Source organism: Micromonospora peucetia (genome assembly GCF_900091625.1).
GTDB lineage: Bacteria > Actinomycetota > Actinomycetes > Mycobacteriales > Micromonosporaceae > Micromonospora > Micromonospora peucetia.
Genome location: NZ_FMIC01000002.1, coordinates 309350 through 323780, shown reverse-complemented (window position 1 = coordinate 323780; position 14431 = coordinate 309350). Strand labels below are relative to the sequence as shown.

General features: G+C 73.7%; 13 protein-coding genes. 11 read left to right on the top strand and 2 right to left on the bottom strand.

Annotated elements, in window-relative coordinates; genetic code table 11:
* The first annotated feature begins 68 nt into the window (after positions 1-68).
* From GA0070608_RS02005 to GA0070608_RS01965, 9 genes are all read left to right on the top strand, one after another.
* Positions 69-2903, top strand: coding sequence for a Na+/H+ antiporter subunit A (locus tag GA0070608_RS02005; protein WP_091620592.1), 2835 nt, complete (start codon positions 69-71; stop codon positions 2901-2903).
* On the top strand, positions 2900-3379 hold the full coding sequence (locus GA0070608_RS02000; RefSeq protein ID WP_091620588.1) for a Na(+)/H(+) antiporter subunit C: 480 nt from the start codon (positions 2900-2902) through the stop codon (positions 3377-3379). The genes GA0070608_RS02005 and GA0070608_RS02000 overlap by 4 nt, the downstream gene beginning before the upstream one ends.
* A gap of 70 nt (positions 3380-3449) precedes the next feature.
* Entirely contained in the window at positions 3450-4955 is a 1506-nt protein-coding gene (locus GA0070608_RS01995; RefSeq protein WP_091620584.1) for a Na+/H+ antiporter subunit D, read from the top strand.
* Positions 4952-5521, top strand: a complete 570-nt coding sequence (locus GA0070608_RS01990) for a Na+/H+ antiporter subunit E (RefSeq protein ID WP_091620577.1) — start codon at positions 4952-4954, stop codon at positions 5519-5521. Before GA0070608_RS01995 ends, GA0070608_RS01990 begins: the two co-directional genes overlap by 4 nt.
* Before the next feature lie 3 nt (positions 5522-5524).
* Entirely contained in the window at positions 5525-5794 is a 270-nt protein-coding gene (locus tag GA0070608_RS01985; protein WP_091620573.1) for an MrpF/PhaF family protein, read from the top strand.
* Entirely contained in the window at positions 5794-6126 is a 333-nt protein-coding gene (gene mnhG / locus GA0070608_RS01980; RefSeq protein ID WP_091620569.1) for a monovalent cation/H(+) antiporter subunit G, read from the top strand. The genes GA0070608_RS01985 and mnhG overlap by 1 nt, the downstream gene beginning before the upstream one ends.
* Before the next feature lie 246 nt (positions 6127-6372).
* Positions 6373-7722 (top strand): hemolysin family protein, encoded by a 1350-nt coding sequence (locus GA0070608_RS01975; RefSeq protein WP_091620565.1) that lies wholly within the window; start codon positions 6373-6375, stop codon positions 7720-7722.
* Positions 7719-8783, top strand: a complete 1065-nt coding sequence (locus GA0070608_RS01970; protein ID WP_091620562.1) for a hemolysin family protein — start codon at positions 7719-7721, stop codon at positions 8781-8783. The genes GA0070608_RS01975 and GA0070608_RS01970 overlap by 4 nt, the downstream gene beginning before the upstream one ends.
* Positions 8784-9089: 306 nt before the next feature.
* On the top strand, positions 9090-10016 hold the full coding sequence (locus tag GA0070608_RS01965) for a sporulation protein (protein WP_091620559.1): 927 nt from the start codon (positions 9090-9092) through the stop codon (positions 10014-10016).
* 243 nt (positions 10017-10259) lie between these two features.
* Here GA0070608_RS01965 and leuE read toward each other — a convergent pair whose 3' ends face one another.
* Together leuE and GA0070608_RS01955 are read right to left on the bottom strand one after the other, a co-directional pair.
* Positions 10260-10928, bottom strand: coding sequence for a leucine efflux protein LeuE (leuE, locus tag GA0070608_RS01960; protein ID WP_091620556.1), 669 nt, complete (start codon positions 10926-10928; stop codon positions 10260-10262).
* Positions 10925-12169 carry a bifunctional pyridoxamine 5'-phosphate oxidase family protein/GNAT family N-acetyltransferase gene (locus GA0070608_RS01955; protein ID WP_091620552.1) on the bottom strand — a complete coding sequence of 415 codons (1245 nt, stop codon included), beginning with the start codon at positions 12167-12169 and terminating at the stop codon, positions 10925-10927. Before GA0070608_RS01955 ends, leuE begins: the two co-directional genes overlap by 4 nt.
* Positions 12170-12203: 34 nt before the next feature.
* On the opposite strand from GA0070608_RS01955, the gene GA0070608_RS01950 reads away from it, so the two are divergent.
* Both GA0070608_RS01950 and GA0070608_RS01945 read left to right on the top strand, forming a co-directional pair.
* Positions 12204-13544 (top strand): aminotransferase class I/II-fold pyridoxal phosphate-dependent enzyme, encoded by a 1341-nt coding sequence (locus tag GA0070608_RS01950; protein WP_091620550.1) that lies wholly within the window; start codon positions 12204-12206, stop codon positions 13542-13544.
* Positions 13545-13692: 148 nt separating this feature from the next.
* Entirely contained in the window at positions 13693-14397 is a 705-nt protein-coding gene (locus GA0070608_RS01945) for a UdgX family uracil-DNA binding protein (RefSeq protein ID WP_091620547.1), read from the top strand.
* Positions 14398-14431 lie beyond the last annotated feature (34 nt).

The following is a 14431-nucleotide window of genomic DNA, read 5'->3' as shown; positions in this document are numbered from 1 at the left end:
CGTGAGATCGCAGCTAGGTGCCGTCCCACCTCCGGCGTGCGCCGCAGCCACCTCGACCGGGAGCGCGGGTGCTCGTACTGCTGATCCTCCACCTCGTGGCGGCCCTGCTCGCGCCGCTGCTCGTCCGATGGTGGGGCTCGCGCGCCTGCTACCCGCTGGCGCTGGCGCCGGCGGCCGCGTTCGGGTGGGCGCTGGCCCGCACACCCGCCGTCCGCGACGGTGGCGCGGTGGTCGAGACGTACCCGTGGATCCGGGAACTCGGCCTCGACCTGGCGCTGCGGCTGACCACCCTGTCCTGGCTGATGACCCTGCTCGTCGGCGGCGTCGGCGCGCTGGTCCTGGTCTACAGCGCCCACTACTTCGGCCGGGAGTCCGCCGGCGTGGCCCGCTTCGCGGCCGTGCTGGTGGCCTTCGCCGGGGCGATGCTCGGCCTGGTCCTCGCCGACGACCTGCTGCTGCTCTACGTGTGCTGGGAACTCACCACGATCTTCTCGTACCTGCTGATCGGGCACAGCACCGAGCGGCGCTCCAGCCGGTGGGCGGCGGCGCAGGCGCTGATCGTGACCACGCTCGGCGGGCTGGCGATGCTGGTCGGGTTCATCATGCTCGGCGCGCACGCCGGCAGCTACCGGTGGTCGGAGATCACGGCCGGCCAACTGCCGGGCGGGGCGTACCTGGTCACGGCGGTCGGGCTGATCCTCGCCGGGGCGCTGTCCAAGTCGGCGGTGCTGCCGTTCAGCTCCTGGCTGCCGGTGGCGATGGCGGCGCCCACGCCGGTGAGCGCGTACCTGCACGCCGCCGCGATGGTGAAGGCGGGCATCTACCTGATCGGGCTGCTCGCCCCGGTGCTGGCGAGCGTCGGCCCGTGGCGGCCGGTGGTGGTGGTCGCCGGCCTGGCCACCATGCTGGCCGGGGGCTGGGCGGCGCTGCGGCAGACCGACCTGAAGCTGCTACTGGCGTACGGCACGGTCAGCCAACTCGGCCTGCTCGCGGTGGCGGTCGGGGCGGGCACCCCGGACACGGCGCTGGCCGGCGTCGCGATGCTGCTGGCCCATGCGCTGTTCAAGGCGCCGCTCTTCCTCGTCGTCGGCATCATCGACCACGGCGCCGGCACCCGCGACCTGCGGGAACTGTCCGGGTTGGGGCGCGCTTCCCCGCTGCTCGTCACCGTGGCGGTGCTCGCCGCCGCGTCGATGGCCGGACTGCCGCCGCTGGTCGGCTTCGTCGCCAAGGAAGCCGTGCTGGCCGCCTTCACCGACCAGCCTGTCGTCCTCGCCGTGCTGGTGGCCGGCACCATGCTCACCGTCGCCTACAGTGCCCGGTTCGTCTGGGGTGCGTTCGCCACCCGGCCGGGCGTGGAGCCGACCGTCCTCGGGCGGATCCCCGCGTCGATGCTCGCCCCGCCGGCCCTGCTGGCCGCCGTCGGGCTGGCCGCCGGCCCGGCCGCCGGGATCCTCGACGGACTGCTCCGCCCGTACGCCGAGCTGTTCGGCGTCGTCGGCAAGGACCTGGCGCTGTGGCACGGCCTCAGCCCCGCGCTCGGCCTCTCCGCGCTCGCCGTCGCCGGCGGCGCGGCGCTGTACGCGCTGCGCGGCCCGCTCGCGCCGGTGCTGGCCCGGCTGCACGTCCCGGTCGGCGGCAACCAGGGATACGAGTGGCTCACCCGCCGCTTCGACCGGCTGGCCATCGAGGTCACCGGCGCCACCCAGCGGGGCTCGTTGCCGCAGTACCTCGGCATCATCCTGCTCGTGCTCACCGTGGTGCCCGGTGGGGCGATGCTGGCGACCCGTCCGTGGCGGGACCGGGTCGCCCTCTGGGACAGCCCGTTGCAGGTCGTGGTGGTGGCGGTGGTCGCCGTCGCGGCGGTGCTCGCGGTGGGCGCCCGCCGGCGGCTGACGGCGATGCTGCTGGTGGGCATGACCGGCTACGGCACCGCGATGCTCTTCGTGGTCTACGGCGCGCCGGACCTGGCGCTGACCCAGTTCCTCGTCGAGACCGCCACCATCGCGGTGTTCGTGCTGGTGCTGCGCCGACTGCCGGAGCGGTTCTCGGCCCGCCCCAAGCACCGGCGCTGGATACGCCGCACGATCGGGGTGGTCGTCGGCGTGGTGGTCGGCGGACTGGCCCTGACCGCCGCCTCGGCCCGGCAGGCGCCCACCATCTCCGACGCGTTCCCGGACCTGGCCGTCGCCCACGGGTACGGCCGCAACGTGGTCAACGTGACCCTGGTCGACATCCGGGCCTGGGACACGCTGGGCGAGCTGTCGGTGCTGGTGGTGGCCGCGACCGGCGTGGCCAGCCTGGTCTTCCAGCAGTCCAGGACCGGCCCTCGGCCCCGCCGCCCGCAGCCGTTGAGCCGGGTGCAACGGCCGGGACACCGGGTCTGGCTGCGGGGCGGGGCGACCCTGCACGAGCGGCAGCGCTCGATCGTGCTGGAGGTGGTGACCCGGCTGGTCTTCCACACGGTGGTGGTCTTCTCGCTGTACCTGCTCTTCTCCGGCCACAACGCGCCGGGCGGCGGCTTCGCCGGCGGCCTGGTGGCGAGCCTGGCGTTGGCCGTGCGCTACCTGGCCGGCGGCCGCTACGAGCTGGCCGATGCCGCCCCGGTCGGTGCCGGCACGGTGCTCGGCGCCGGCCTGTTCGTCTCGATCGGCACCGGGGCCGTCGCCCTGCTCGCGGGCGAGACGGTGCTCGAGAGCGCCCGGATCGACCTGTGGCTGCCGCTGATCGGCAAGTTCTACCTGGTCACATCCCTCTTCTTCGATGTCGGCGTCTACCTGGTCGTGGTCGGGCTGGTGCTGGACATCCTGCGCAGCCTCGGCGCCGAGGTGGACCGGCACATCGAGGCGGCCGGCGAGTCCGGGGGCGGGCTGCGGGTCGACCGGGAGGGCGGGCGGACATGAGTACAGGCGTCGCGGGACCCACCCTGGTGCTGGTCGTCGCCGCCGGGGTGCTGGTCGGCTGCGGGGTCACCCTCCTGCTGGAACGCAGCCTGAGCCGGATCCTGCTCGGCGTCATCCTGTTCGGCAACGGGGTCAACGTCCTCATCCTGCTGGGCGGGCGCGCGGGGGCCGCCCCACTGGTCGGCACGGCGCCAGCCGGCACGTTGAGCGACGCGCTGCCGCAGGCCATGATCCTCACCGCGATCGTGATCACCTTCGGGCTGACCGCGTTCCTGCTGGCGGTGAGCTACCGCAGCTGGTACCTCACCGGCGACGACGAGGTCCCCGACGACATCGAGGACCGGGAGGTCAGGCAGGCGGCCGAGCGCAACGAGCTGGCCGCCGCCGACCTCGGCGGCGAGGGCCCGGATGCCGACCCCGAGCAGGTCGACCCCGAGCCGCCGCGCCGGCTCCGACGCGGGGACGGCCCCGGATGAGCGGGTACGCGGGTCACTTCCTGAAAGCGTCCCTCACGTCGCGGCCAGGGTACGTCCGGCGGGGTGCCCGATGAGCCAGCTCGTGCCGTTGCCCGTGGTGGTGCCGCTGCTGGGCGCGGCGCTGACCCTGCTGCTGGCCAGGTGGCCGGGGCTGCAACGGGTCGTCAGCGTGACCTGCCTGACCGTCACGCTGGCGGTGGCGGTGGTGCTGCTGGTGCAGGCGTACCGGCACGGACCGGTAGTGGTCCAGGTCGGCGGGTGGCCGGCGCCCGTGGGCATCGTGCTGGTCGCCGACCAGCTCGCCGCGCTGATGGTGGTGGTCTCCTCGGCGGTGACCCTGTGCGTGCTGCTCTACTCCGTCGGCCAGGGGCAGGGGGACTTCGGCGAGACCGTCCCGGTGACCATCTACCACCCCACCTACCTGGTGCTGACCGCCGGCGTGACCAACGCGTTCCTCGCCGGCGACCTGTTCAACCTCTTCGTCGGTTTCGAGATCCTGCTGGCCGCGAGCTTCGTGCTGATCACCCTCGGCGGCACCGAGACCCGGATCCGCACCGGCTCGACGTACGTCGTGGTCAGCATCCTCTCCTCGATGATCTTCCTCGCCTCGGTGGGCCTGGTGTACGCGGCGACCGGCACCCTGAACATGGCCCAGTTGGCGCACCGGCTGGACGCACTGCCTGACGGCGTACGGCTGATGCTCCAACTGATGCTGCTGCTCGCCTTCGGGATCAAAGCGGCGGTCTTCCCGCTCTCGGCCTGGCTGCCGGACAGCTACCCGACGGCGCCGGCCCCCGTCACGGCGGTCTTCGCCGGCCTGCTCACCAAGGTCGGCGTGTACGCGATCATCCGCACCGAGACGCTGCTCTTCCCCGGCGGCCACCTCTCCGGGCTGCTGATGGTGGTGGCCGGGCTGACCATGGTGGTCGGCATCCTCGGCGCGGTGGCCCAGTCGGACATGAAGCGGCTCTTCTCGTTCACCCTGGTCAGCCACATCGGCTACATGATCTTCGGAGTGGGGCTGAGTACCGTTGCCGGGCTCTCCGGCGCGATCTTCTACGTGGTGCACCACATCACCATCCAGACCACCCTGTTCCTGGTCGCCGGGCTGGTCGAGGAGCGGGCCGGCAGCACCGACCTGCGCCGCATCGGCGGGCTGGCCCGGGCGGCCCCGCTGCTCGGCGTCCTCTTCTTCGTCCCGGCCATGAACCTCGCCGGTGTACCGCCCTTCTCCGGCTTCCTCGGCAAGCTCGGCCTGCTCCAGGCCGGCGTCGCGGCCGGCGAGCCGCTGCCCGGCGTGCTGGTCGCGGCGGGAACGGTGACGAGCCTGCTCACCCTCTACGTGGCCTCCCGGGTGTGGAACATCGCCTTCTGGCGTGCCCCCCAACTGGCCACCGCCGCACCCGTCGTCCGCCTGCCCGGGCTGATGGTCGGCGCGACGATCGCACTGGTCGGGCTCGGGCTGGCGCTGACCGTCGTCGCCGGGCCGCTGTTCGACGTCACCGCGGACGCGGCGGCCGACCTGCGCGAGCGCACCCCGTACATCCGTTCCGTGCTGCCGGCCGGTGCCCCGTGAGCCGGGGCGCCGGGGGGCCGCCGCGCGGGCGGCGGCGGGACCGGCTGATCGCTTTCGGCTGGCTGGTGCTGGTCTGGAGCCTGTTCTGGGGAGACTTCTCCTGGGGCAACCTCGCGGGCGGGATGCTGGTGGCCGGCGCCGTGCTGCTGTTCTTCCCGCTGCCGCCGGTCAGGTTCGGCGGCCGACTGCGCCCCGGACCGTTGCTCGTCTTCGCGGTGCGCTTCGTCAGCGAACTGGTCAGTGCCAGCGCGCACGTCGCCCGGGTCGCGGTGCAGCCCGGCTACCGGCCCCGGGGGGCGATCATCGCGCTGCGGCTGCGGGTGCGCACCGACCTGAACCTGGCGCTCACCGCCGAGGCGATCTCGCTGGTGCCGGGCACGCTGATCGTCGAGGTGGACCGGCATGCCGGCGTCCTGTACGTGCACGTGTTCGACACCCACGGCCCACAGGACCTGATCGGCAGCCGGCAGCGGATCCTCGCCGTCGAACGACGGCTCGTCCGCGCGGTCGGCTCCGCCGCCGAGGTCCGCCAGGTGAGCGCCGATCCCGTCGAGAGGGGACCCTGACCCGTGACCACGTTCCTCGCCGTCACCCTCACCACCCTGTTCTCGGTGACCGCGCTGCTGGCCCTGATCCGGCTCTACCGGGGGCCGTCGCTGATCGACCGGGTGGTCGCCGCCGACATGCTGCTCGCCACCATGGTGGGCGCCGTCGGTGCGGAGGCCGCGGTGAACCGCCACGCCACCACCCTGCCGGTACTGGTGGCGCTCTCCATGCTCGGCTTCGTCGGTTCGGTGTCGCTGGTCCGCTTCGCCGTCCGCGAGGACGGGGAGGCCTGATGTGGGGCACGCTGGCCGACTGGTTGGGCGGCGGCTGCCTGGTGGTCGGCGCCCTGCTGAGCCTCGCCGCGGGGATCGGGGTGCTGCGCTTCCCGGGCACCCTGGACCGGATGCACGCCGCGACCAAGCCGCAGGTGCTCGGGGTGCTGCTCCTGCTGCTCGGCCTGGCCCTGCGGCTGCGTACCCCGGCCGACCTGGGCATGGTGGCGCTGGTCGGGATCTTCCAGCTGGCCACCGCCCCGGTGGCGGCACAGATGATCGGCCGAGCCGCCTACCGCACCGGCCGGGTCGACCCGGCCCTGCTCGACGCCGACGAACTCGCCGACCGCTGACCGCCGCGCCCCCGCGCCCCGTGCGGGCTGGGTGACTCGTGCGGGCTGGGGTGAAAGGAAGGAAACCTTGCTTTCACCCGGCGAACCGGACGTCGGGGCCTTCGGCGCTACCCTCAGCGGACATCCAGCCGCGCCCGATAAAATGGGCCACATGATCGACTCTTCTGCCCAGGAGGGCAGCAGTAGCCAGCCGGGTCCTGCCCGGCGTATCCCGACCCCGACGTCCCCGGGAGCCCTGAGCGACCCGTGTTGATCGTCGTTGGTCTTCTACTCATCATCGTGCTCACCGTCGCCACCGGTTACTTCGTGGCCCAGGAGTTCGGCTACGTCGCCGTCGACCGGGGGCGGCTCAAGCAGCTCGCCGACGACGGTGACCAGTCGGCCGCCCGGGCGTTGGAGGTGACCGGACGGCTGTCGTTCATGCTGTCCGGCGCCCAGCTCGGCATCACCGTCACCGCCCTGCTGGTCGGTTACGTCGCCGAGCCGTTCCTCGGCGCGGGGCTGGCCGAGCTGCTCGGGGTGGCCGGCGTCTCCACGGCGGTCAGCCTGCCGCTCTCACTCGTCCTCGCCCTGACCCTCGCCACCGTGGTGCAGATGGTGCTCGGCGAGCTCGCCCCGAAGAACCTCGCCATCGCCCGGCCCGAGCAACTCGCGAAGGCCCTGAGCCGCTCCACCCTGATCTACCTCAGGATCGCCGGTCCACTGATCAAACTCTTCGACCGCGCCGCGGTCCGGCTGCTACGCCGTATCGGCATCGAGCCGATCGAGGAGTTGCCCAGCGGCGCCACTCCGCAGGACCTGGAACAGATCATCGCCGAGTCCCGCCAGGAGGGGCACCTGACCGCCGAGATGTCCACGCTGCTCGACCGAGGGCTCGACTTCCGCGGGCTGACCGCGGGTGAGGCCATGGTGCCCCGTGTCGACGTGCACACCGTACGGGCGCACGAGCCGCTCAGCCGGGTCGTCGAGCTGTTGGACACGGGCAAGTCCCGCTTCCCGGTGCGTGGCACCGAGGGCGTCGACGACCTGGTCGGCGTCGTCGGCATCGCCGACGTGCTCGGCGTACCCCCGGAGCAGCGCGCGACCACCCCGGTCAGTGCGGTCGCCGGGCCACCGTTGCTGGTGCCGGAGACGCTGCCGCTGCCTACGGTGCTGGACCGGCTGCGCTCCGGTCACCGGCAGCTGGCCTGCGTGGTCGACGAGTACGGCGGCTTCGCCGGCGTGATCACGCTGGAGGACATCGCCGAGGAACTCGTCGGCCCGATCCGGGACGAGGACGACCCGCCGGAGCGGGCCCCGGCCCGGCAGGAGGACGGCTCCTGGGTGGTGCCGGCCCGCTGGCGTATCGACGAGGTCGCCGACAGCACCGGCATCGCGCTGCCCGAGGCCCCGGAGTACGACACGCTCTCCGGCCTGGTCATGCGGGAGCTGGGGCGGGTGCCCGAGGTCGGTGACCGGCTGGAGATCAGCCTGCCGGCCGACGGCGAGGGCGGCGCGGCCGAGCCGCGCGCCCTGGTCGAGGTGCTGGCCGTCGACCGGCACGTGGCCGATTCCGTGCGGCTGCGGATCGCCGAGCCCGGGGAGGTGTCCGCATGAGCCCCGGCGTCGCGCTCTTCACGTCGGTGATCCTGCTGGCGTTGAACGGCTTCTTCGTGGCCGCCGAGTTCGCCCTGGTGGCCAGCAAGCGTTACCGACTGGAGCACGCCGCCGCCGGTGGCGGGCGGGCCGCCAAGGCCGCGTTGGAGGGCGTACGCGAGCTGTCGCTGATGCTCGCCGGCGCCCAGCTCGGCATCACCCTCTGCACGCTGGGTCTCGGCGCGCTCGCCGAACCGGCGATCGAGCACCTGCTGAGCCCGCTGCTGCACGCGGTCGGGCTGCCGGACGCCGCGAGTCACGTGATCGCGCTGATCTTCGCGCTCAGCGTCGTCACCTTCCTGCACCTGGTGGTCGGCGAGATGGCGCCGAAATCCTGGGCGATCACCGACCCGGAGCGTTCGGCGGTGCTGCTGGCCCTGCCGTTCCGTGCCTTCGCGCGGGTCGCCCGGCCGGTGCTGTCGGTGATGAACGCCATGGCCAACGCGATGTTGCGGCTGGTCAAGGTCAACCCGCAGGACCAGCTCGCCCAGGTGCACGGCCCCGACGAGCTGCGCATGCTGCTGGAGCAGTCCCGCGAGCACGGGCTGCTCGGCGTGGAGCAGCACCGGTTGCTGACCAGCATGCTGGAGTTGCAGGGCACCACGGTTGCGCAGGTGATGGAGCCGTTCGACCAGATGGTGACGGTGCGCCGCGACGAGGGGGCCGACCGGATCGAGCAGGTCAGCCGCGACAGCGGCCGGTCGCGCCTGGCGGTGCTGGATGCCAACGACGACGTCTGCGGCCTGGTTCACGTCCGGGAGGCGGTCCGGGCCACCACCACGGGGCGCCCGCTCACGGCGGGTGACCTGATGACCAGTGCCTTCACCCTGCCGGCGTCGGCCTCGGTGACCGAGGCGGTGGCGGCGATGCGGGCCCGGCAGTCCCAGCTCGCGCTGGTGCGCAACGGCGCCGGGCCGACCAGGCCGGTGGGGTTCGTCGCGCTGGAGGACCTGCTGGAGGAGGTCATCGGCGAGTTCGACGACGAGACGGACCCGGTGCCGCGCGGACGACGCATGAGATGAGATTAGAGCGGAGGGGTGGTCGCTCTTCGTCGAAGTCGGGGTGGCCACGCGCGGAGTCCGCGACGATTGGGGCGGTTCCGTCGAGGCGGGTCCGCGACGATTGAGGCGGTCCGCCAGGCGGGTCCGCGACGATTGAGGCGTCCGCCAGGCGGGTCCGTGACGAGTGGGGCGGTCCGTCGAGGCGGGTCCGTGACGATCGTCGCGGGCCCGCCGGGGGCGTGGTCTGTGCGATCGCCGCGGGCCCTGTTGAGGCGGGATCCGCGAGGGGTTGGGCAGGGTCGGCCCGGTGGTGGACGGGGGAGTGCCGTGCGGTTGACGGGGGTGTCACCCGAGTCCGGCTGGACCGGCCTGTCGGTGCGGACGGCCCTGGCCAACCCGAGCACCCGCCCAGGGCTGCGGCTGCCGGGGCGGGTCACCGTCATCGCCGGCTCCACCGACGTACCAGTCCTGCACGTCCGGCTCGGCCTGGTCACCACGGCTGAGCCGGACGACCCGGAGGCGCCCCGTCGCCTGGTGCAGTTCCACCAGGCGACGGTGGCCGACGGTTTCGTGCTGCGGGCCGGTCGGGGCCGGTCGATTCCGTTCGAGTTGTCGCTGCCGTGGGAGACCCCGGTGACCGTGTTCGGCGGGGTGCCCCTGCTCAGCCTGAGGATGGGACTGCGTACGGAGGTGGCGGTCGAGCCCCGGCTCGACCAGGGCGCGATGGTGCCGGTCTTCGTGCATCCGCTGCCCACCCAGGCGCACGTCCTGGCGGCCCTCGACACGCTCGGCTTCAGCATGCGCCAGGCCGGCCTGGTCGACGGGCGGCTACCCGGGGTGGCGCAGACCCTGCCGTTGCACCAGCGGTTGGGCTACTGGGTGGCGCCGCTCTACGCCGGGCCGATCACCGAGCTGGAGCTGATCTTCATGGCCGACCCGGCCGGCCTGGAGGTGATCCTCTGGATGGATCGGCGGCTGGCCCTGGCCGGGATCACCCACCAGAGCATCAGCCGGTTCCGGGTCTGGCACGCGGGCGCCGACCAGCGGGACTGGGTCGCGACCGTGGACGCCTGGCTGCGCGCGGCGATCAACCGGCATGCCGCAGCCGCCGCACACGCCGACTGGTCCGCGACCATCTCCGAGTCGGCGCACGTCAGTCGCCCGCCGGACCAGCCCGTCCCACCAGGCTTCGGACTGGGCGGCACCGCCGGTGGAGCCGGCATCGGCGGCTCCGGCGGCGGCGACGGCACCTGACCCCCACCCACCCGCCCCCCCACCCACCCCCCGCCGCGCCCTCGCCGCCCCCACCGCGCCCCTCGCCCGCCCCCGCCGCCCCCGCCGCGCCGATCTTGCACTTTGGGCCCCGACAGATCGGTCTTTCCGCCCATGACAAGGGCAGGAAGTGCAAGATCGCGGCAGCGTGGGGGCGCGGCAGCGCGAGGGCGCGGGGCGCGGCAGCGCGAGGGCGGAGCGTGGTGAGGGTGGTGGGGGTGGGGGTCAGGCGGTGGCGGTGGCCAGTTTGAGGCTGAAGCCGAGGAAGAGCGCGGCGACGCCGGTGGTGGCGCCGGCGGCCAGGCGGTGGCGTCGGCGGAACTGGGCCGCCAGGAACGTTCCCGTGAAGATCAGCGCGGTCAGGTAGAGCACGCTGGTGACCTGGGCGATCAGCCCGAGCAGCAGGAAGGACAGCGCCGGCCAGGCGTAGCCCGGGTCCACGAACTGGATGAAGAACGAGACGAAGAAGAGGATCGCCTTCGGGTTGAGCAGGCTGATCACCAGCGCCTTGCGGAACGGGCTGCGCATCGCCGCCGGCTCCGCGGCGTCGATGAGCCGCGGGGTGGCCGGGTCGTTGCGCGTCCGCCAGCGCCGCCACGCGCCGCGCAGCATCGTCAACCCCACATAGCCGAGGTACGCGGCACCGGTGTACTTGATCACGAGGAAGAGCGGCGGGTACGCCTGGACCAGTGACGCCACGCCGGCGGCGGAAAGGACCATCAGCACTCCGTCGCCGACGAAGACCCCGCCGGCCGCCCGGTAACCGGTCGCCACGCCCCGTTGCGCGGCGGTGGAGAGCACGAAGAGGGAGTTGGGCCCGGGCAGCAGAACGATCGCCACGGTGCCCAGCACGTACGTCCAGATGTCGGTGATGCCCAGCACGCCCGCCATCATGAGGCCACGGACGCCGCCTGGCGAAGCCTTTCCCGGAGCGTGGCCTGTGCGTTCGGCCACTCATCGACGGTCATCGAGTACTGCACGGTGTCCCGCCACGAGCCGTCCGGGCGCTGCCTGTGCCTGCGCAGCACCCCCTCGCGGGACGCGCCGAGGCGCTCGATCGCCCGCTGGGAGCGCTCGTTGCGGATGTCGGTGTGCCAGACCACCCGCACCGCGTCCAACTCCTCGAAGGCGCGGGTGAGCAGCAGCAGCTTCGCCTCCGTGTTGATCCCGGTACGCCACCAGGGCCGGCCGAGGAAGGTGTAGCCGATGGCCACCGTCCGGCGCTGCGGGTCCACCTCGTAGAAGGAGGTCGTGCCGACCACGGCGCCGGTCACCGCGCAGCGCTGCACCCACGGCACCCGTTCGCCCCGGTGGTGCGCGGCCAGCGCCGCGCCGATCACGGCACGCATCTCGGCCCGGTCGACCGGTGCCGGGCTGCCCAGGTGCCGCCAGACCTCGGGATCGTCGGTGGCCGGGTGCAACTCGTCGGCGTGGGACAGGTCGAGCGGTTCCAGCCCCACGTGCTCGCCGCGCAGCACCGCCGGGTCGAGCCACGGCGAGGTCTCCGGGTGCAGGTACGCCGGCACCGGCGCGGTCACCCCGGCGTCGGGTTCGGGCAGTCCGGCGGTCAGCCGCAGCGGCACCACCCCGGCCCAGTGCGGCAGTGCGAGGTCGGTCTCCTCCTCGCGTACGCCGCCGGTGCGGGCGCGGACCGATACTTCGCGCAGCGGCAGGGCCAGCACGGCGGTCTCGGCCAACTCCCGGCGTGACGGGGGACGGCTGTCGGTGCTGCGCCCCGGGGCGGCCTTCTCCACCAGGGCGGTCATCACCCGGGCCTTCTCCCGCTCGTCGGTGACCAGTTGCGCGGTGCCGTGCACGACCACGGAGCGGTAGTTGGCGCTGTGGTGGAACTGCGAGCGGCCGTAGACGAGGCCGTCGAGCAGGGTGACGGCGACGCATACCGGCAGCCCGTCGCCCCGGGCGGCGAGCAGTGGCCGGCTGCCGGTGGAGCCGTGCAGGTAGAGGGTGTCGTCGACGCGGACGTGCAGGGTGGGTAGGACCCGGGGCTCGCCGTCGACGGTGAACCCGAGCGCACAGTCGTACGCCTCGTCGAGGACCGCGTGTGCGGCGGCCTCGTCGTAGCTCATCCGGTCCCGGGAGCGGCTGGCGGTGGTCCGGTCGGTGGGTGCGTACATGGCTCGACCTTTGTTCTAGTACAATCCCTGGTTTGTGTCAGCACGCTATCAGGTCGCCGGTACGACGGCCGCCGGGATTTCGGCCAGCATCGAATCGGGCATCCGCTCCGCTGCCCTCGTTCCCGGCGACGCGCTGCCGCCGGTACGGGAGCTCGCCGCCCAGCTCGCGGTGAGCCCGGCCACCGTGGCCCGGGCCTACCAGGAGCTGCGTCAGCGGGGCCTGGTGGTCACCGCCGGGCGGCACGGCACCCGGATCCGGCCCCGCCCACCGGTGGCGGCCCGCCGCTCCGCGCTGCGCCCGTCGACCGCCCCCGGCCTGCGCGACCTGTCCCGGGGCGAGCCGGACCCGCGGCTGCTGCCGCCCCTCGGGGAGCACCTGGCCGGCCTTGCCGCCGCCGCGGGGGAGTCGGTCGGCTACCCCGTTGCCGGAGTGCTGCCCGAGTTGGCCGAGGCGGCCCGCGAGCGGCTGGCCGCCGACGGCGTGCCGGCGGCGGAGCTGACCGTCACCGGCGGCGCGCTGGACGGCATCGAGCGGCTGCTCGGCGCACACCTGCGCCCCGGGGACGCGGTTGCGGTCGAGGACCCGGGCTGGGCCAACCTGCTCGACCTGGTGGCCGCGCTCGGGCTGCGGCCGATCGGCGTGCCGGTCGACGACGACGGTCCGCTCGCCGGCGGGGTCGCCGCCGCCCTCGCCGCCGGCGCGCGGGCACTGATCGTGACGAGTCGGGCCCAGAACCCCACCGGCGCGGCGATCTCCGCCGAGCGGGCCAGGGAGTTACGGGCCCTGCTCGCCGGCCGGTCCGACCTGCTGCTGATCGAGGACGACCACGCCGCTGAGCTGGCCCGCGTACCGCTGCACCCGCTCGCGGGGGCGACCCCGACGTGGGCCTTCGTACGCTCGGTGAGCAAGCCGTTCGGCCCGGACCTGCGGCTGGCCGTGCTGGTGGGCGACGAGACCACGGTGGCCCGGGTGGCCGGGCGGGCCCGGGTCGGCGCCGGCTGGGTCTCCACGGTGCTGCAACGGCTGGTCCTGGCGCTCTGGCGCGACCCCGCCGTGGCCCGGCTGGTGGACCGGGCCGCCGGCAGCTACGAGCGGCGGCGCACGGCGCTGATCGGGGCGCTCGCCGACCACGGCCTGGTCGCCCACGGTCGCAGCGGCATCAACGTCTGGCTGCCGGTCGACGACGAGACCAGCGTGCTGACCGCGCTGCGGGACGCCGGCTGGGCGGTCGCGCCCGGCGCTCTCAACCGGATCGCCGGCCCGCCGGCGCTGCGGATCACCGTCAGCTCGCTCGACGAGGCGGAGATCCCGGCGCTGGCGGCGGCGGTGGCCCGGGCGGTCCGGCCCGCCCCGGCCGCCGGCTTCACGGCGTGAGCGGGGAGCCCGAGGCGACCCCGGACGGCCCGGTGCGGGCGACGCCGTGTCGTCACTCCGCCCACACCGTCCACTTTGTTCACACCGGTGTGTCCCGCTCGGCGGGTCCCCGCGCGTGTTCCCTCCCGCGCGGGGTAGAACAGTCGCCATGGCCGAGCAGACCGAGACCGCGCCGGGCGCGCAGAAGTTCATCCCGCCGCGGGCCGACACCCTCGACGACCTGCGCGCCGCCGCCGCCGGCTGCCGGGGCTGCGAGCTCTACCGGGACGCGTCGCAGACGGTCTTCGGCCGAGGCGACGCCGGTGCGCGGGTGGTCTTCGTCGGTGAGCAGCCGGGCGACATGGAGGACCAGCGGGGACTACCGTTCGTCGGCCCCGCCGGCCGGCTGCTGCGCAAGGCCGTCGACGACGCGCGGCTCGACCCCGGCCACATCTACCTCACCAACACCGTGAAGCACTTCCGCTTCGAGCAGCGCGGTAAGCGGCGCATCCACCAGACCCCGGACCGGGTGCACATCACCGCCTGCCGGCCCTGGCTGGTGGCCGAGTTCGCCCAGCTGCGCCCGGAGATCGTGGTGGTGCTCGGCGCCACCGCCGCCAAGGCCCTGCTCGGCCCGACGTTCCGGGTCACCCGGCAGCGCGGCGAGCTGCTGCCCTGGCCGGAGTCGGCCCAGCACCCGGAGGACTTCCGGCGGGTGCCGGTGGACTCCACCGGCGCCGTTGCCGACGCGCCGCCGGCCCGGCTGCTGGCCACCATCCACCCGTCCGCCGTGCTGCGCGCCGACGACCAGGACAAGGCGTACGAGGGGCTGGTCGCCGACCTCACCGTGGCCGCCCGCGCCCTCGCCGGCTGAGTGGTCGGCGCCGGTTCGTCGGCGCTGGGCAGGG

What these genes read in the sequence shown, in the direction of transcription:
- GA0070608_RS02000 (WP_091620588.1), top strand. Translation starts at nt 2,900, where the DNA reads ATGAGTACAGGCGTCGCGGGACCCACCCTGGTGCTGGTCGTCGCCGCC.
- GA0070608_RS01995 (WP_091620584.1), top strand. Translation starts at nt 3,450, where the DNA reads ATGAGCCAGCTCGTGCCGTTGCCCGTGGTGGTGCCGCTGCTGGGCGCG.
- mnhG (WP_091620569.1), top strand. Translation starts at nt 5,794, where the DNA reads ATGTGGGGCACGCTGGCCGACTGGTTGGGCGGCGGCTGCCTGGTGGTC.
- GA0070608_RS01970 (WP_091620562.1), top strand. Translation starts at nt 7,719, where the DNA reads ATGAGCCCCGGCGTCGCGCTCTTCACGTCGGTGATCCTGCTGGCGTTG.
- leuE (WP_091620556.1), bottom strand. Translation starts at nt 10,928, where the DNA reads ATGATGGCGGGCGTGCTGGGCATCACCGACATCTGGACGTACGTGCTG.
- GA0070608_RS01955 (WP_091620552.1), bottom strand. Translation starts at nt 12,169, where the DNA reads ATGTACGCACCCACCGACCGGACCACCGCCAGCCGCTCCCGGGACCGG.
- GA0070608_RS01945 (WP_091620547.1), top strand. Translation starts at nt 13,693, where the DNA reads ATGGCCGAGCAGACCGAGACCGCGCCGGGCGCGCAGAAGTTCATCCCG.